Genomic DNA, 18052 nt, shown 5'->3' on the forward strand with positions numbered 1-18052 from the left:
AGAACTGTAACCGACATCGGCACGAATATTCTTCTTCTCGATTCAGGCGAGTAGTCGATCAGAGATTGCGGACCCTGGCTTTGCAGATCCACGTCTGGTTCCACGTTGCGCAGAATGATCGCATTTCTCAGATCAACCCCAGGGCCGCCACAATTATGGCGACAGCAGCACCGATGCCCATACCCAATGGGACGGTGGCAAACAGCAGTGGAGGCATGAATTACTCCCTCATTGATCGTAGATCATTGACGCCACACGTGATTACGTCAAACTCCGCTCGAGCGGATCGCGAAACTCAGAGGCGGAACCGTGCCTTCCCCGGGTATGTGTTAGATCCCGCCGCTGCAACTGGCTGTGCTTCTCAGATCAGGCCGAGAGCGGCCACCGCGAGGGCAACAGCAGAGCCGATACCGAGACCGAGCGGGACAGTGGCAAAAAGCAGCACGAAAGGCTCCTTCGTTGAGAGGATTGATGTGGTGTAGCAAATGAGATCATGCCAAGCATGTGGCATCTTCAACGCTGCATTGACCCGGCGTGTCGCAAAATTCGTGTCGACTCACTTTAATCTGCTCTTTCTGCACATGATGTCCGAATTGCGCGTCCAGACGGAAAGATTGGGATATCGGACTCGCTCGGCATCGGCCGGGTAAGCGGTCGAACGGACGGACCGGCGGCACCCGTCGGAGTCCTATCTCAATAACGGTCGCAGGCGGTCGCGACTTTGCGTATCGCCGCCCGTGCGTCGGCATTCGCGTCGACACCGATGTCGGTGGTCGTGGTTTCGGCCACTTTCATCGCGGTGATCTGCGAGAAGTTCTGCGAGAGCATCTCGAAAGCCGCTTGGCGCTGGGACGACGGCTGCGCGAGCATTGTCTGCAGAATGACCTTCTGCGTCGGATCCGCGTCGAGCTTGGCCGCCACCGCGGGCTCCATGTCGCGCAGTGCCGTATCGAACTGGGTGAACGAGCATTTCGTCGTCATCAGGGGCGCCATGTCATCGATCAGGCTGGCGGAGGCGGCGCCCGATCCGAACAACGCAGTGGCGGCGGAGATTCCGCCGAAGGCAAGGGCAGCGATCAGGTGTCGGCCTTTGCGTATCGTCATTTAGTCACCCTTCGTAGCGTTCTGCTGACTCTCGGGTCGGAGACCCGGCCGTGATGGTACTCAACAAACTCTCCGGTACGAGAAGGCAACGCGCGAAGCGTCGCCGAAAGTTCTTGTGTATTACCGAATCTGCGAATCGGAGCCGTCACTGTGACGAAAAAATGGTGAATCCGGGAAAGTGGCCGGCACGAGACCGCGAAACGGCTCCCGCAATTAACCGGAACCTGGTGCGGCATAAACGATTGCGCCGGGCTGCCGTGCGAAAAGCGGCCGATACGGTGTGTTGTGCGACAGCACACGACATTTCCTGGCATGGTGACGCGGTGCCTCGAGCGGCATCCACCGCCGGAGTGGGGCCGCATCGGCGTGGACGATCGTGCGACGAGTGGAAGGTGCGAATACTCCGTGTTGGAAATTTCGAGCTTGGCCAAGCGTTACGGGGATGTTGTCGCGTTGTCCGACATGACGTTCGACGTTCGGCCCGGCGAGTTGTTCGGCTTCGTCGGAGCCAACGGGGCGGGAAAGACGACGACGATGCGGATCGTCATGGGCGTGCTGGCCGCCGACTCCGGCGCGGTCCGATGGAACGGGCGGCCGGTGGACTTGGCGACGCGGCGGCGCATCGGCTACATGCCGGAGGAGCGGGGGCTGTATCCGCGGATGAAGGTGGGCGCGCAGCTGCAGTACTTCGCTCGGCTGCACGGCCTTTCGCGGTCCGAGGCGTCTGCGGCCGCGCGGCGGTGGATGTCGCGCCTCGGGATCGCGCAGCGCGCCGACGACGACGTACTGACGCTCAGCCTCGGCAATCAGCAGCGGGTGCAGTTGGCGACGGCGCTCGTTCACGACCCCGATGTGCTCGTGCTGGACGAGCCGTTCTCCGGGCTGGATCCCGTCGCCGTCGAGGTGATGGGCGCCGTGCTGCGCGAACGGAGTGTGGTGAAGGGCAGCCCGGTGCTGTTCTCCTCACACCAGCTCGATCTGGTCGAGCGCCTGTGTGACCGGATCGGGATCGTCCGCGACGGGACCATAGTGGCCTGCGGGACGGTCGACGAATTACGGGGTCGCGCACCGGCGTTGGTCGCGATAGACGCGCCGGGCCTGAACGACGACTGGATCACCAGAATGCCCGGGGTCTCGGTGAACGGCCGGGACGCGTCCCGATGGATCCTGCGCCTGGATGACCACGTGGACGACCATCTCGTGCTGATGACCGCGCTGGCGTCCGGCCCGGTGCGTGAATTCGCGCGTGTGCAGCCCACTTTGACCGATCTTTTCCGGGAGGCGACGGCGGGGGCGGCGGCATGAGCACGCCCGTGCAGGACCCGAGACTGCTTCCGGCGCAGGCGATTCGCGTCGTCGCCACGCGCGAGATCAGCGTGCGGGTACGGTCGAAAGCCTTCTTCGCGATCACCGCGGTACTGGTGCTGGCCGTCGTGAGCACGGTTCTGCTGTTCCACTTCATCGATCGAAGCGCCGCCGCCGACGTGAAAAAGGTTGGCCTGACGCCGGATACGGCTCAGTTCCGCGACGTGCTGGTCGCCGCGGGCGCGGCCGCCGGCCAGCCGATCGAGACCGTTCTGGTCGACATGGACGCCGGCGAGCAGCGCCTGCGTGCCGACGATCTCTCGGCCGTGCTGGTCGGCCTCTCGGACGGGCAGTTGCAGGTGGTGGTGAAATCGGCGCTGCCGGACGGACTTCGCACGACCTTCGGGCTGGCGGCCCGGCAGGCCGCGCTGCATCGGGAGATCGCCTGGCTCGGCGGGGATCCGGCCGCCGTCGACAGCGCGATCGCCGACGCGAAGGTCGCCGTGCGGCCGCTGCGACCGGCCGCCGATCACGACGGTGCGCGCGTCGGCATGGCCGCGGTGATCGGCGTGCTCACCTACGTGATGTTGCTGATCAGCATCCAGCTCACCGGGCAGGGCGTGGTCGAGGAGAAGGCCAATCGCATCGTCGAACTGCTGCTCGCCACGGTTCGTCCGTGGGAGCTCTTGGCGGGCAAGGTGATCGGCATCGGAATCGTGACGATCATCCAGGTGGCGGTGATCGCCGCGGCGGGGGCGATCGCCGCGGTCACCACCGGTGTGCTGCGGCTCTCGACGGCGATGGTCGGCAGCGTCGTCGGGTGGGCGGTGCTGTGGTATCTGCTCGGCTACTTCCTCTACGCCCTCGTCGTCGCCGCGGCCGCGTCGCTGGTGTCGCGTCAGGAGGATCTCGCGTCCGTCGCGGTCCCGGTGTCCGTGGTGTTGATCGCGGCGTACTTGATCGGGCAGACCGTCGTCTCGTCGGATCCGCACGGTACGTCTTCGACTGTGCTGTCGATGATTCCGCTGTTCTCTCCCGTGGTGATGCCGATGCGGGCGGCCTACGAGGTGCCCGGCTGGCAGATGGCGACAGCGCTGGTCGTCATGGTGGCGACCATCGCGCTGGTGGCCCGATCGGCCGGGCAGATCTACGGCAAGGCCGTTCTGCTCACCGGCAGCCGTGTCTCACTGCGCACCGCGCTCAGCACACGCGCATAGCAAAACACCGACGTCGCTTGCGCATTGGACGTTCGGACCATTGTCAATTCGATCAGGAGGCTTCTTCGATGGCGTTCGGTTCCCCGCTGTTCGGCACGGCGAGACGTCGCGGCACCGCGCTACGGCGTCGGCGCGCGGTGCTGGTGCTGTGTTGCGCCGCCTTGGCCGCGGGATCGACCAACATCCCCGCCTCGGCCGCTCCGCCGCCCCTGCCGCCGCGCCTGGTCGAGGCGTTGCAGCGGGACCTGGGCATCGACGCCGACGAGTACGCGCGCCGGGTCGACACGGCGCATCGGCTGTCCGACTACGCGAAGATCGCCCGGATCGCCCACCCGGCGGCCTTCGCCGGCGTCCGGATGGACGGTGGCCGCGGAATCGTCTCGCTCACCGATGAGGTGAGTGCCGTGCCCGCTCGGGCGACCGCCGAGGCCGCGGGGTTCACCGTCGAAACGGTGGCCGCCAGCGAGGCGACCCTGCGGGATCGGCGCGCCGGGTTCGAACGCTGGCTCGCCGGGCAGCCCGGCGCGGTCGGCGAGTCGATATTCGGGTACGGAATCGACTCGGCGAGAAACGAATTAGTGGTGCGAGTCGCCGAAGGCACGCAGCTGCCCATCGAGGCGGGGCTGGTTCGGGCGATGGCGTCGGCGATGCCGCAGGCGTCGCCCGACAGCGCCGCGGAAGACGTGCAGTCCATCGCCGCCGGGGAGCCCGCCGAGCCCGTGGTCGGTGGGGGTCAGGCCTACGCCTTCGAGGTCGACGGCGAGATCCACCGGTGCTCGTTCGGTTTCAACGCCACCGACGCGGCGGGCAGCGCGCTCAACATCACCGCGGGCCATTGCGATCCCGAAAACGTCGTCGCGCGGTCGAAGCGCACGGGCGAGCCGGGGCGTATCTTCACGGTGCGTGGTACGTCCGACAAGCGGTATGTGCCCGGTGAGAAGGCGCGGCTCGGCGACGAATTCGGCCACTTCGAGGTGTCCAGCTTCGCGCCGCACGACTACGGGATCCTGCGCCTCGACGACGCGGTCGCCCCCCGCTTCCGCAACAACCTGGTCTCCACGGGACAGCTGTCGCCGCCCACCCCGTCCTTCGTGCCTCCCTTCCTCGATACCGGGAGCGGCAACAGCGGCTCGGCGTCGGAAAACCCCGGTGAGGCGGGCGGTGTCCTGCGCATCACCGGCACGACGGACCCGGTCGCGGGGGCCGTGGTGTGCAAGGCCGGGTTCCGCTCCGGTTACTCCTGTGGCGTGATACTCGCGTCCGACCAGGTCGCCAGGGTGAAGGGCAAGCCGGGCCAGACCGACGCGCCGGTGCAGCTGGACAACATGTTCATCACCACCCTGTGCGGTCACCCGGGCGACAGCGGCGGACCCATCATGGCGGGCACCGAGGCGGTGGGCATCACCAGCTCCATCCTCTCCAACACCACCCCGCTCGACGGCACCTGCGGTCACGTGCCGGTGCTGTTCGGTCAGCCGATCGGCCCGGTGCTGCGGGACCATCCGGGCGTGAAAGTCCGCACCAGCTGATCCGCCGACGCCCCCTAGGATCGCAGGATGCCCGTTTCCACCACCGCAGCCACGGCCACCGGGTTGTGCGCGTTCATCGATGAGTCGCCCTCGCCGTTCCACGTCTGCCGGACGTTGGCCGGCGAGCTGGACGCGCACGGCTTCACCCGTCTCGACGAGTCGGCGCCGTGGCCGGCGGACGGACCGAGCAGGCACTACGTCGTGCGCGGCGGCTCGCTGGTCGCGTGGGCGACGGCCGACGCCGCTGGGGTGACCCCGTTCCGGGTGGTCGGCGCGCACACCGACAGCCCGAATCTGCGCGTCAAGCAGCATCCCGATCTGGCGTCGGCCGGGTGGCAGCTGGTCGGGCTCGAGCCCTACGGGGGCGCGTGGCTGAACTCCTGGCTCGATCGCGAGCTCGGCCTCTCGGGGCGGCTGAGCGTGCGCGACGGAGACGCGGTGCGGGAGCGGCTGATTCGCGTCGACGAGCCGATCCTGCGCGTTCCGCAGCTGGCCATCCACCTGTCCGACGACCGCAAGGGCGTCACGCTCGATCCGCAGCGGCATGTCAACGCGGTGTGGGGCGTCGGCGGCGAGCCGCGCTCGTTCCTGACCTTCGTCGCCGAGCACGCCGGGGTGGACCCGGCCGCGGTGCTCGGCTGGGAGCTGATGACCCACGATCTGGCCCCGAGCCGGATCGTCGGTCGCGACGAGGATCTGGTCAGCGCGCCGCGGCTGGACAACCAGGGCACCTGCTACGCGGGTCTGCACGCCTTCCTCGCGGCGGTGGACGAGCCGGGTGCGGCCATCCCCGTGTTCGCCACGTTCGATCACGAGGAGGTCGGCAGCCAGTCCGATCGTGGCGCGCAGTCCGATCTGCTGCCCACCGTGCTGGAGCGGATCGTGCTCGCGCGCGGCGGCGACCGCTCCGAATTCTTTGCCGCCCTTGCCGGTTCGATCTGCGCGTCCGGCGACATGGCGCACGCGACGCACCCCAACTACCCCGAGCGACACGAGCCCGCGCACCGGATCCAGGTGAACGGCGGCCCGGTGCTCAAGGTCAACCAGAATCTGCGCTACGCCACCGACGCCGCGGGCGCGGGCGCGTTCGCGCTGGCGTGCGCGCAGGCGGGAGTTCCGTTGCAGCGCTACGTCCACCGCGCCGACCTGCCGTGCGGATCGACCATCGGCCCGATGACGGCGGCGGGCACCGGCATGACGACGGTCGATGTCGGCGCGGCCCAGCTCGCCATGCACTCGGCGCGCGAAATGATGGGCACCGCCGATGTCCCGGCCTACGCCGCGGCGCTGGCCGCCTTCCTCACGCCCGCCGTCACGGGGTGATAGGTCGCCACCGCGACGACGAACACCGCGAGCGTGGCGATGACGTAGCTGCTGCCGATGAGCTGCTGCCACCAGGCCCAGCCGAGCTCCTTGTCCGCGGAGTGCGGCAGCAGCCACTGCGGTCCGATGATGAACATGACGGTCAGCGCGCCGACCGCGGCCGAGAACAGCGGGCGGCGGGCGCGTCCGTCGCGGTTGCGCACGATCGCGTCGGCCGCCACCACCAGCGCGGGCGCGATCCACACCCAGTGGTGTGACCAGGACACCGGCGAAACCAGCAGCACCGCCGCGGCGTTCACCATCAGCGCGGCGACATTCGCGCCTGCCTGGATCAGCCGGTGCATCCAGACGGCGGCCAGCGCGACCGCGACCAGCGACAGCGCGATCCACAGCGCGGTCGCCAGCGAGTCGGCGACGCCGAGCCGGAACATCATGCCCTTGATCGACTGATTGCCCGCGAAGTACGGCGGCCCGATCCGCCCGGTATCGGCGAGGGTGTGGAACCAGTACTCGGCCGAGTCGCTGGGGAACAGCAGGAAGCCGAGGCCCACCGCGCCGATGGCCGAGACGACCAGCGTGCCGGCCGCCTTCCAGTCCCGGCGCAGCAGGAAGTACAGCAGGTAACCGCCGGGGATGAGCTTCACCGACACCGCGATGCCGATCAGCATGCCGCGCGGCCAGAAAGGCTTGCGCACCAGGCAATCCAGCGTGATGGCGGCCATCAGCACCAGGTTGATCTGGCCGAAGCCGAAGGTCTGGCGCAGCGGCTCGAACGTCTGCAGCACCGCGACCGCGCCGATGACGATCGTCAGCGCGGTGACCTTGGACAGTTCGGGCCGGATCCGGGCGAGCACCACCCACAGCGTCGCGCCGAGGCTGGCCAGCGAGGTCACCAGCACCAGCACCTCGGCCACCGGCAGCGGCAGCAGCGCGAGCGGCGCGAAGAACAGCGCGGCCAGCGGGGGATATGTGAAGGGCAGGCCGATGCCGGCGACGGGCGGCATCGGCCCGTACAGCTCACCGTCGTCGAGCCAGACCCGGGCGCCGTTGCGATAGACCTGCAGGTCGATGTAGCCCGACCACCAGTGGACCAGGAGCGACAGCGCCGCCGACACGGCGAACAGGCCGATCGCGACCAGCAGCCAGCGGAGCTGCTCGCGCGACAGCGGAACGCGCCCGGTCCCGGTCGGTTCGGCGGACGCGCCGCTAAGGGTCTTCGAGGCAACCGGCTCAGCGGAATCCGCGACCCCCGATCGTTCGTTCACGGGCCCAGGGTATCGGTGGGCGGTGATGTGATCCCCGTCGGCGCGCGCCGTCTCCGTTCCGCGCTGTGACCTGGCGCACACGAATCCGGCGAACCGGGCGCGCGGCCGATGCGCCCCGCTGCCCATCGACGGTCACGGCTAAACTTCCAGGCGAATCCCCAGCTTCGCGCTCCCGGCCCCACAAGGCCCCTGACATGGCCGGGTCGATCATGTCGAAAGGACCCAGATACCCCGTGACTTCGCAGGTCGACACCGTCAGCGCAGCCGCAGCGACTCCCGACGTGCCGCAACCCTATAAAGAGCTGGGTCTGAAGGACGACGAGTACGCGCGCATCAAGGAAATCCTCGGCCGCAGGCCGACCGCCGCCGAACTGGCGATGTACTCGGTGATGTGGAGCGAGCACTGCTCCTACAAGTCCTCGAAGGTGCACCTGCGTTACTTCGGCCAGACCACCACCGAGGAGATGCGGTCCTCGATGCTGGCGGGCATCGGCGAGAACGCGGGCGTGGTCGACGTCGGCGACGGCTGGGCCGTCACGTTCAAGGTGGAGAGCCACAATCACCCGTCCTACGTCGAGCCGTATCAGGGCGCGGCGACCGGTGTCGGCGGCATCGTGCGCGACATCATGGCGATGGGCGCCCGGCCGATCGCGGTGATGGATCAGCTGCGCTTCGGCGCGGCGGACGCGGCCGACACCAGGCGCGTGGTCGACGGCGTGGTGCGCGGCGTCGGCGGCTACGGCAACTCGCTCGGCCTGCCGAACATCGGCGGCGAGACCGTGTTCGACGCGTCGTACCAGGGCAATCCGTTGGTCAACGCGTTGTGCGCCGGCGTGATGCGGGTCGAGGACCTGCACCTGGCCTTCGCCTCCGGCACCGGCAACAAGATCATTCTGTTCGGCGCGCGCACCGGCCTCGACGGCATCGGCGGCGTCTCCGTGCTCGCCTCGGACACCTTCTCCGGCGACGAGTCGGGCACCGGACGGAAAAAGCTGCCCAGCGTGCAGGTCGGCGACCCGTTCACCGAGAAGGTGCTCATCGAGTGCTGTCTCGAGCTGTACGCGGCCAAGCTGGTGGTCGGCATCCAGGACCTCGGCGGCGCCGGATTGTCCTGCGCCACCTCCGAACTCGCCGCGGCGGGCGACGGCGGCATGCACATCGAGCTCGACCGGGTGCCGATGCGGGCCACCGGGATGACCCCGGCCGAGGTGCTCTCCAGCGAGTCGCAGGAGCGCATGTGCGCGGTGGTCACCCCCGAGAACGTGGACGCGTTCATGGCGGTGTGCCGCAAGTGGGACACCCTGGCCACCGTGATCGGCGAGGTCACCGACGGCGACCGGCTCGTCGTCACCTGGCACGGTGAGACCGTGGTCGACGTGCCGCCGCGCACCGTCGCGCACGAGGGCCCGGTGTACGAGCGCCCGGTCCAGCGCCCCGACGAGCAGGACGCGCTGATCGCGGACGGCACCGACAAGCTGACCCGCCCGAAGACCGGCGACGAACTGCGCGAGACGCTGCTGCGCATGCTGGCCAGCCCGCAGCTGTGCAGCCGGAAGTGGATCACCGAGCAGTACGACCGCTACGTGCGCGGCAACACGGTGCTGGCCGAGCACGCGGACGCGGGCGTCATCCGGATCGACGAGCAGACCGGCCGCGGCATCGCGCTGGCCACCGACGCGTCCGGCCGCTACACCAAGCTGGACCCGTACACCGGCGCGCAGCTCGCGCTGGCCGAGGCCTACCGCAACGTCGCGACCACCGGCGCGACCCCGAAGGCCGTCACCAACTGCCTCAACTTCGGCTCGCCCGAGGATCCCGGCGTGATGTGGCAGTTCCAGCAGGCCGTGCGCGGCCTCGCGGACGGCTGTGTGGCGCTGGGCATTCCGGTCACCGGCGGCAATGTCAGCTTCTACAACCAGACCGGCCAGACCGCGATCCTGCCCACCCCGGTGGTCGGCGTGCTCGGCGTCATCGACGACGTGCACCGGCGCATCCCGACCGGTCTCGGCCTCGAGCCCGGCGAGACGCTGATCCTGCTCGGCGACACTCGCGACGAGTTCGACGGCTCCATCTGGTCGCAGGTCGTGCACGATCACCTCGGCGGCGTGCCGCCGAAGGTGGACTTCGCGCGCGAGCAGCTGCTGGCCGAGGTGCTCACCGCCGGTTCGCGCGACGGCATGATCAGCGCCGCGCACGACCTCTCGGAGGGCGGCCTGATCCAGACGGTCGTCGAGGCCGCGCTGGCGGGCGAAACCGGTTGCCGCGTCCTGATTCCCGAGGACGCCGACCCGTTCGTGACCTTGTTCTCCGAATCGGCGGGCCGGGTGCTCGTCGCGGTGCCGCGCTCGGAGGAGACCCGGTTCACCAAGATGTGCACCGCCCGCGACCTGCCGTGGACGCGGATCGGCGTGGTGGACCAGGGTTCTGACTCCATCGAGGTGCAAGGACAGTTCTCCGTCCCCATGGACGAGCTGCGGGCCGCGCACGAAGGCACGCTGCCGAAGTTGTTCGGGGCAAGCGCGGTTTGACAACGACTGGGGCTAGAGAGGTCTCAGTAACCGAGCGCGGCGGCGCGGGCAGGATTGCCGGTGCCGCCGAGCGCTTCTTTCGTCCGAACTATGTGGGGCTGGCCGTGGCCACCCTGTTCTTCGCGTTGTCGCTGACTCCCTCACTGCTGCCGCGGGATTGGCTGTTCGAGGGGCTGGTCGGCGGGATCAACGCGGCCATCGGCTACGGCGTCGGCTGCGTGCTGGAGTGGTTGTTCCGCCGGTGGATTCGGCCGCGGATCCAGTTACCCGCCTCGGTGACAAGGGTTTTCGCCGAGCTGCCCGGGTGGGTGCCGTGGGCGGTCAAGGCGGCCGTGGTGCTCGGCTGCGTCGTCGTCGCGATCGTGATGCTCGTGCAGTCGGCGCGGTGGCAGCGCGAGATCACCGAGCTGATGGGCATGGACGACATCACGACCACCGGCTTCCTGCGCACCGGCGCGCTGAGCGCGGCCGTGATCGCCCTGGTGATCGGGGTGTTCCGCGTCGTCAGGTGGCTGGTCAGGTGGGTCGCGGGGGAGCTGACCGCGCGGGTGCGCGTCCCGCGCGAGTTCGCACTGCCCATCGGGTTCCTGATCGTCACCGTCGTCGCCGTGACGCTGTTCAACGGCGTGCTGGCCAAAGGCTTTTTCGCGGCGGCGAACTCGGCGTTCAGCGTGCGCAACAGCCACACCTCGCCCAATGCCGTACAGCCGAGTCTCGCGGAACGGTCCGGCAGCCCGGATTCGCTGGCGAAGTGGGAGACGCTCGGCTCGGAGGGCCGCTGGTTCGTGTCGTACGTGCCGACCGCCGCCGACATCGCCAGGGTCACCGGCAAACCCGCGCGCGAACCCATCCGGGTCTACACCGGCCTGGAGTCGGCGGACGAACCGGAGGCGCAGGCCGAGCTGGCCGTCGCCGAACTGGAGCGCACCGGCGCCTTCGAGCGCAAGGCGCTGGTAGTGGTGACCACGACGGGCACCGGCTGGGTCGACTCGACCAGCGCCGAGTCCGTCGAGATGATGTACGGCGGCGACACCGCGATCGTGGCCACCCAGTACTCGTATCTGCCGAGCGTGCTCTCGTTCCTCTCGGACCGGGAGAAGGCGACGCGGATGGGAAAGCTGGTGTTCGACAAGGTGTATGAGCACTGGTCGGCCCGTCCGGCGCAGGCGCGGCCCAAGTTGCTCGTCTACGGCGAGAGCCTCGGCGCGCAGGGCTCGGAGGGCGCGTTCACCGGCCTGGCCGACCTGCGCACCAGGGCCGACGGGGTGCTGTGGGTCGGGCCGCCCAACTCGAATCGGCTGTGGCGCGAGTTCGTCACGCGGCGCGACCCCGGCTCGCCCGAGGTGCTGCCGACCTACGCGGACGGATTGGTGGTGCGGTTCGCCGACGGTCGCGGCGACCTGTGGCGACCGTCGAGCGCCTGGCTCACGCCGCGTATCGCCTACCTGCAGCACGCGTCCGATCCGGTGGTCTGGTGGTCGCCGGATCTGCTGTTCGAGGAGCCGGATTGGCTGCGCGAGCCGCGCGGGCCGGACGTGTCGCCGACCATGGCGTGGTATCCGATCGTCACGTTCTGGCAGGTCGCCGCCGACCTGCCGAACGCGCAGGGCGTCACCGACGGCCACGGCCACCGCTACGGCACGCTGGTGCTCGATGCCTGGGCCGCGCTCGCCGAGCCGCCGGACTGGTCGGCGGATCTGTCGGATCGAATCCGGAAGTACTTGGCGGAGTCCGCGATTCGCGAGCGCTCACGCAAGTGACGCGGACCTGGGCGGGCCGGGACCCCTCGTGTACAAGGCCCGCCCAGGCGCGTCAGGACACGGTGTTGAACGGATCGTGCTCTGCGAGCAGCTTTTCCAGCCGTGCCTGATCGATGCGACCGTGCACGGTCGCGGCCTCGTGCTGGTCACGCACCACCTTCGCCAGGGTGAAGGTGCTGGTCACCAGGAACAGCAGGGACATCGCGAGAAAACCGCGCTGCCACATGTCGAGCGGGAGATAACAGACGCCGACGCCGACCCCGAGGAAGCTGACGCCGAACGCGATCGCGGCCTGCGCGATGAAGGCCGAGGTCGATCTCGGCTGTGCGTTGGGAGTGCTCATGGGCAAAAGTCTGCCGACATGCGTACGCGCGCAACCCAGTACAACTACTCGAGCGCCGTGGGTAGTTGTCTTCGCCGACCGTCCGGCCGCGTCGGGCACGGGCGAGAGCGCGCCGCTCGGTCCGGCCCGCCATACTGTTCGGGTGATGATCGCTACGGACCAGCCGACGCCGCCGGCGCCCGACCTCCGCACGCGCTGAGCTCTCGTGCTCCAGACCGCCTCCACCTTGACGAAGCTGCGTGCGCGCGGCGTCGTCCTCGTGCGGCGCGCGGAGGACATCATCGATCTGAACTACGTCGGGCTGGTCTTCGCGACGATCTTCTTCGCGCTGTCGGTGACGCCGTCGCTGCTGCCGCGTGACTGGCTGTTCCAGGGGCTGATCAGCGGGGTCAACGCCGCGCTCGGTTACGGCCTCGGCTGCGTGCTGGAGTGGCTGTTCCGGCTGTGGGTGCGGCCCAGGCTCACCAAGATTCCGCCGCCGCCGACCTGGGTGCGCTATGCGGTGAAGTCGGCGATCCTGATCAGCGCCGCGCTGGGTGCGGCGCTGATGCTCGTGCAGTCGGCGCGCTGGCAGCGCGAGATCACCGCGCTGATGGGCATGGAGGGCACCACGACGCCCGCGTATCTGCGGACCGGATTGCTGAGCGTGTCCGTCGGCATGGCCGTCGTCGCGGTGTACCGGACGGTGCGCGAGATCATCCGTTTCCTGGCCAGGCTGCTCAACCGGTGGGTGCGGGTGCCGCGGGAACTCGCGCCCGCCGCCGGGTTCCTCGTGCTGGTGGTGGCGGTGGTGACCATCTTCAACGGCGTGGCCTCGCGGGCGTTCTTCGCCGTCGCGAACTCGGCGTTCAGCGTGCGCAACGACCACACCTCCGCGAACGCGATCCAGCCGGTGCGGCCCGAGCGCTCGGGTAGCCCGGCGTCGCTGGCGAAGTGGGAGACGCTGGGTTACGAAGGGCGCTGGTTCGTTTCGCACGGGCCGACCGCGAGCAAGATCAGCGAGGTGACCGGCGGGCCCGCCCGCGAGCCGATCCGCGCCTACGTCGGCCTGGAGTCGGCGAAGGCGGGCCAGGATCCGGCGGAACTGGCGGCCGCGGAGCTGGAGCGCACCGGGGCGTTCGACCGGAAGGTGCTGGTGGTGGTGACCACCACCGGTACCGGGTGGGTGAACGCCATGGCCGCCGGGGCGATCGAGTACATGTACGGCGGCGACAGCGCGATCGTCGCCTCGCAGTACTCGTACCTGCCCAGCGTGCTGTCGTTCCTCGCGGACCGCGGCAAGGCGACGACGGCGGGCCGGGCGATGTTCGACGCCATCTACCGGCACTGGAGCGCGCGGCCGCGCGAGCAGCGGCCGAAGCTGCTGGTGTACGGGGAGAGCCTCGGCTCGCAGGGCTCCGAGGCAGCCTTCGACGGGCTGGCCGACCTGCGCGCGAAGGTGGACGGCGCGCTGTGGGTCGGGCCGCCCAACTCGAATCGCCTGTGGAAGCAGTTCGTGTCGCGGCGCGACCCCGGCTCGCGCGAGGTGGAGCCGGTGTACGCCGACGGCCTGGTCGTGCGATTCGCCTCGGACAGCGCCGATCTCGCGCGCCCGTCCACCGAGTGGCGGCCGCCGCGGATCGCGTACTTGCAGCACGCGTCGGATCCGATCGTCTGGTGGTCGACCGATCTCATTTTCTCCCAACCTGATTGGCTGTCCGAGCCGCGCGGCGCGGACGTGTCCTCGCAGATGCGCTGGTGGCCGTTCGTCACCTTCTGGCAGGTCGCCGCCGATCTCACCAACGCGCAGGGCGTCACCGACGGCCACGGGCACCGCTACGGCAGCCTCGTGCTCGACGGGTGGGCCGCCGTCGCCGCGCCGCCGGAGTGGAACTCCGGGCTGTCGGATCGGATCAGGGCGGAGATCGACGCGGCCGAGGACTTCGAGCGGAAGACCAAATGAGTAGCTTTCCGAAAGCCGTTGCTGCCGTCGGCCTTCCGTTGGCCTGGAGCAATTGGGCGCTGCCCGGACTCGGGCTCGGTGTCCGCGGCAGGACCGCCGCCAACGCCGGCTTCGCCACCGCATACGCCGCCGCCTTCCATGGCACGCCGAATTGGCGCTGCGCGAAGGGCTTTCGGTACGGCCTCGTCTCGGCCGCACTAGTAGCAGCGGGATACGGTGTGGCCCTTGCTATTCCGTCATTGCGGAAAAGTTTGCGCGCGGTACCCGATCGCGGCCCGGAGGTCGCACCCGCCGAGTGGATCGCGGTACACATTCCGGTCGGCACGGTCTACAGCGAAGAAATGATCTTCCGTGCCACCTTGAATCCGTTGCTGGACAACGCTTTCGGTTCCCGCGCCGGAACCGCTCTCGGCGCACTGGCCTTCGGCCTCTGGCACGTCCACCCCGCCCGCGTCGCCGGCGACAGCGTTCCGGCCACCGTCGCGGTCACGGCGGCGGGCGGCGTCGCGTTCGGCTGGCTGCGCCGCCGTACCGAGAGCATCACCGCACCGGCCTTGCTCCACGCCGCCGTCAACATGGGCGGCGCACTCGCGCCCCGCATCGCCCGGCTCATCGAGTCCGCCGATAAGTAGGCCCGCTCGAATCTGCGTGGGCGTGCCCACGCGGGTCGGCTGGATTCACTAGCAAGGTGCCCGGTTACGTCGATTCCGACGCTGGGCAAACCCCTTCACCAGCGCATACAGAAATACAGGCCATCCACTTGCGCACAGCGTTCCGCTGTGAGTACAATGTTCGCAACGCGAGAACGATGTACGCGGTAACTGGTTTCGAAGCAGGAGAAGACGATGTCGAACAACGTGAGCTGGAGCGCCGAGGGTGACTGGAAGGCGCGGGGGGAGTGGGGCGGCGCCGACTCGGCCGGGCGCGAATTCGCCGTGGCGCGGTGGCAGCGGCGGCTCGACGAACTCCGCGCGGCGCACCACGTGCCGGGGGCGGCACTGGCCATCCTGGTGGATGGCGAGGTGTACGAAATGGCCAGCGGCGTATTGCATCGCGGCACCGAGGTTCCGGTCACCACCGACTCGGTGTTCCTGTGTGGCTCGGTCGCCAAGGTGTACACCGCGACGATGATCATGCGCCTCGTCGACGAGGGCAGGCTCGACCTCGACGTGCCCGTCGTCGACGTGCTGCCCGAGTTCGCGACGCCGGACGAGGAGGCGACGAAAAAGATCACCGTCCGCCAGTTGCTCAGCCACACCGGCGGCGTCACCAACGACTTCAACTACGACGGCGGTCGCGGCGACGATTGCCTGGCCGAATACGTCAGGGCGGCAAGGGAAGTCGCGCTGGACTGCAAGCCGGGCACGGCGATGTCCTACGGCAGCCTCGGCTATGTCGTGCTCGGCCGGATCATCGAGGTGCTCACCGGCCGGACCTTCGACGAGGCCGTGCGAGACCTGCTCGCCGTGCCGCTCGGCCTCGAACGCCTGGTCACGCTGCCGGAGCAGGCGCTGAGATTCCGTACCGCGATGAGCCACCTCGGCGAGCCGGGGCGGTACCCGGATCCGGCGCCGGAGTGGGACATCATGCCGCGCTCGGTCGCCCCCGCGGCGCGGGTCATCAGTTCGGCGGGGGACATGGTGCGGTTCGCGCGCATGCATCTCGACGGTGGCCGCGCCGCCGACGGGACCGCGCTGCTCTCGCCGGAAGCCGTTGCGGCGATGCGGCATCGGGAGATCGACGTGCCGGACAAGTGGACCGTCAGCGCGGACGGATGGGGCCTCGGCTGGACCCTGTACGACTGGAACGGCATCAAGGGCTTCGGCCACGACGGCGCCGCGATCGGCCAATACGCCTACCTGCGGGCCATCCCCGAGGCGGGGGTCGCCGTCGCACTGCTCACCAATGGCGGTGGCGCGCGCCAACTTTACGCCGCGCTGTTCCGTGAGCTGCTCGCCGAACTGGCCGGGGTCCGGATGCCGGAGGCGTTCGCGCCGGCCGAGCCGCCGGTCGCGGTGGCCATCGATCCGTTCATCGGCACCTACCGGCGCGCGGGCGTGGTCATCACGGTCGGCAAGCGGGCCGACGGCTCCGCGCACATGCTGTACGAGTTCGTCGACGACATGAAGGACATGTCCCCGCCGCTGAGCATGGACCTCACCCCGGTCTCCGCGACCGTCTTCGCCGCCTCCGGCGCGGGCCCCTCCTTCAGCGAGGACTACATGCCCGTGGTCTTCGCCACCCTCGCCGACGGCACCGAAGCCTGTTACGTCGGTATGCGCGCCACCCCGAAGACCAACTGAAAACCGCTGGGCCGGGCCGTAACCCGGTCTCCAGTTCCGCGCGTGTGGCCGAAAATCGGTGGCGCTGCGGCCGTGCGGTCGTCCATCGTTGGGGCGACGAAAGGAACCAATGCTCGACGACGGTCAGATCGAATCATTCATCAGTGACGGGTTCGTCAAAGTGGAGCAGGCATTTCCGAGCGAGGTGGCCGCCGCGGGCCGGGCCATTCTGTGGCGCGCGACCGGGTGCGATCCCGAAGACCGGTCGACGTGGACGCAGCCGGTGATTCGGCTCGGCGATTTCGCCGACGAACCGTTCGCGCGGGCGGCCACTGCGCCGGCACTGATGACGGCCTTCGACCAACTTGTCGGCCAGGGACGCTGGCTACCGCGAAACAGCCTCGGCACCTTTCCGATTCGCTTCCCAGTCGGTGGGGCGCCCGGTGACGACGGCTGGCATATCGACGTCAGCTTCCCCGGCGACGACCCCAGCGACTACCTCACCTGGCGGGTGAATCTCTTCTCGAAGGGCCGCGCCCTGCTGATGCTGTTCCTGTTCTCCGATATCGGCGACGACGACGCGCCGACCCGAATCCGGGTCGGTTCGCACCTGCGGGTGCCCTCGTTGCTGGCCCCCTTCGGAGAAGCGGGCGCGGACCTGACGCAGTTCGCCTACGCGCCCGCGACCGCCGACCTGCCCGAGGTGGCGGCGACCGGCCGGGCCGGTGACGTCTACCTGTGTCACCCCTTTCTGGTCCATGCCGCGCAACGACATCGGGGCCGGACCGCGCGCTTCCTGGCGCAACCACCGCTGCTGTCGCGCGGCCCCTGCGTGCTGGAACGGCCGGACGGTGCGTACTCGCCGATCGAGCTGGCCATCCGCCGCGGGCTCGGCGACTGACCGGACCCACACCGTGCGCACGCGTCGGCGCGCGCGGCCGGCGGTCGGTAATCTCGGCGAGGTGGCGCGACAATCGGTGAGCCCGGCCGAGCTGCGGTCGGCGGTGGATGCGGTGAGTGAGTGGCTGCGAGACGATTCGGTGGACGCGCCCGCGCGCACCGAACTCGCGGCGGCGGTGCGCTCGACCGCCCGCACCCTGGCGGCCTCGGCCCCCGGTCACTCCGTGGAGGTGCGGGTGCCGCCGTTCGTCGCGGTCCAATGCATCGAGGGGCCGCGGCACACCAGGGGCACCCCGCCGAACGTGGTCGAGACCGACCCGCGCACCTGGCTGCTGCTCGCCACCGGCCTACTGGATTTCGCCTCCGCACTCGACTCCGGCGCGCTCACCGCGTCGGGCAGCCGCGCCGCCGAGGTGGCCCGCTGGCTGCCCGTCGCGCGCCCCTCCGGCGACTGACCTAGGCCCGGTGTCGAAGTCCCATCCGGCGCCTCCGGTGGCTGGATCGCCGCCTGGCCGCGTTGTCGTCGTCGCCGATACAAACCCGGTATCGGCTCC

At 69.2% G+C, this 18052-nt stretch carries 14 protein-coding genes; 11 read left to right on the forward strand and 3 right to left on the reverse strand.

Annotation, left to right across the window (positions count from 1 at the left end; all coding sequences use genetic code 11):
• Positions 1-693: 693 nt before the first annotated feature.
• On the reverse strand, positions 694-1104 hold the full coding sequence (locus tag ON39_RS03455; RefSeq protein ID WP_051186256.1) for a hypothetical protein: 411 nt from the start codon (positions 1102-1104) through the stop codon (positions 694-696).
• A gap of 462 nt (positions 1105-1566) precedes the next feature.
• Between ON39_RS03455 and ON39_RS03460 the strand changes: the two genes are divergently transcribed.
• The 4 genes from ON39_RS03460 (at position 1567) to ON39_RS03475 (ending at position 6478) form a co-directional block, all read left to right on the forward strand.
• Positions 1567-2409, forward strand: coding sequence for an ABC transporter ATP-binding protein (locus tag ON39_RS03460; RefSeq protein WP_246002869.1), 843 nt, complete (start codon positions 1567-1569; stop codon positions 2407-2409).
• Positions 2406-3626, forward strand: a complete 1221-nt coding sequence (locus tag ON39_RS03465; protein ID WP_051186257.1) for an ABC transporter permease — start codon at positions 2406-2408, stop codon at positions 3624-3626. Before ON39_RS03460 ends, ON39_RS03465 begins: the two co-directional genes overlap by 4 nt.
• Positions 3627-3694: 68 nt before the next feature.
• Positions 3695-5155, forward strand: a complete 1461-nt coding sequence (locus ON39_RS03470) for a S1 family peptidase (RefSeq protein WP_040730747.1) — start codon at positions 3695-3697, stop codon at positions 5153-5155.
• A 27-nt stretch (positions 5156-5182) separates the two neighbouring features.
• Positions 5183-6478 carry a M18 family aminopeptidase gene (locus ON39_RS03475; RefSeq protein ID WP_040730750.1) on the forward strand — a complete coding sequence of 432 codons (1296 nt, stop codon included), beginning with the start codon at positions 5183-5185 and terminating at the stop codon, positions 6476-6478.
• Here the strand turns inward: ON39_RS03475 and ON39_RS03480 are convergent.
• Entirely contained in the window at positions 6430-7743 is a 1314-nt protein-coding gene (locus tag ON39_RS03480) for a glycosyltransferase 87 family protein (protein WP_051186263.1), read from the reverse strand. The two genes, ON39_RS03475 and ON39_RS03480, sit on opposite strands and share 49 nt — an antisense overlap.
• 209 nt (positions 7744-7952) lie before the next feature.
• Here ON39_RS03480 and purL point away from each other — a divergent pair, with 209 nt between their 5' ends.
• Together purL and ON39_RS03490 are read left to right on the forward strand one after the other, a co-directional pair.
• A complete protein-coding gene (gene purL / locus ON39_RS03485; RefSeq protein WP_174412494.1) occupies positions 7953-10271 on the forward strand; it encodes a phosphoribosylformylglycinamidine synthase subunit PurL in 2319 nt (772 codons plus the stop codon).
• Between the two features lie 104 nt (positions 10272-10375).
• Entirely contained in the window at positions 10376-12031 is a 1656-nt protein-coding gene (locus tag ON39_RS03490) for an alpha/beta hydrolase (protein ID WP_373283659.1), read from the forward strand.
• 52 nt (positions 12032-12083) lie between these two features.
• Here the strand turns inward: ON39_RS03490 and ON39_RS03495 are convergent, their stop codons facing one another.
• On the reverse strand, positions 12084-12374 hold the full coding sequence (locus tag ON39_RS03495; protein ID WP_040730756.1) for a YiaA/YiaB family inner membrane protein: 291 nt from the start codon (positions 12372-12374) through the stop codon (positions 12084-12086).
• Positions 12375-12609: 235 nt separating this feature from the next.
• Between ON39_RS03495 and ON39_RS03500 the strand changes: the two genes are divergently transcribed.
• The 5 genes from ON39_RS03500 to ON39_RS03520 all read left to right on the forward strand — a co-directional run bounded on the left by ON39_RS03500 (position 12610) and on the right by ON39_RS03520 (position 17953).
• Complete coding sequence (locus tag ON39_RS03500) at positions 12610-14316, forward strand: alpha/beta hydrolase (protein ID WP_246002867.1); 1707 nt, start codon at positions 12610-12612, stop codon at positions 14314-14316.
• Positions 14313-14948, forward strand: coding sequence for a CPBP family intramembrane glutamic endopeptidase (locus ON39_RS03505; protein WP_040730762.1), 636 nt, complete (start codon positions 14313-14315; stop codon positions 14946-14948). Before ON39_RS03500 ends, ON39_RS03505 begins: the two co-directional genes overlap by 4 nt.
• Positions 14949-15161: 213 nt before the next feature.
• Complete coding sequence (locus ON39_RS03510) at positions 15162-16619, forward strand: serine hydrolase domain-containing protein (RefSeq protein WP_040730764.1); 1458 nt, start codon at positions 15162-15164, stop codon at positions 16617-16619.
• Between the two features lie 109 nt (positions 16620-16728).
• Positions 16729-17499, forward strand: coding sequence for a phytanoyl-CoA dioxygenase family protein (locus tag ON39_RS03515; RefSeq protein ID WP_040730767.1), 771 nt, complete (start codon positions 16729-16731; stop codon positions 17497-17499).
• A 61-nt stretch (positions 17500-17560) separates the two neighbouring features.
• The gene (locus tag ON39_RS03520; RefSeq protein ID WP_040730843.1) at positions 17561-17953 is read left to right on the forward strand and encodes a sterol carrier family protein; all 393 of its coding nucleotides are present in this window, start codon (positions 17561-17563) and stop codon (positions 17951-17953) included.
• The last annotated feature ends 99 nt before the right edge of the window (positions 17954-18052 follow it).

Source organism: Nocardia tenerifensis NBRC 101015 (assembly GCF_000308715.1).
Taxonomy (GTDB): Bacteria; Actinomycetota; Actinomycetes; order Mycobacteriales; family Mycobacteriaceae; genus Nocardia; species Nocardia tenerifensis.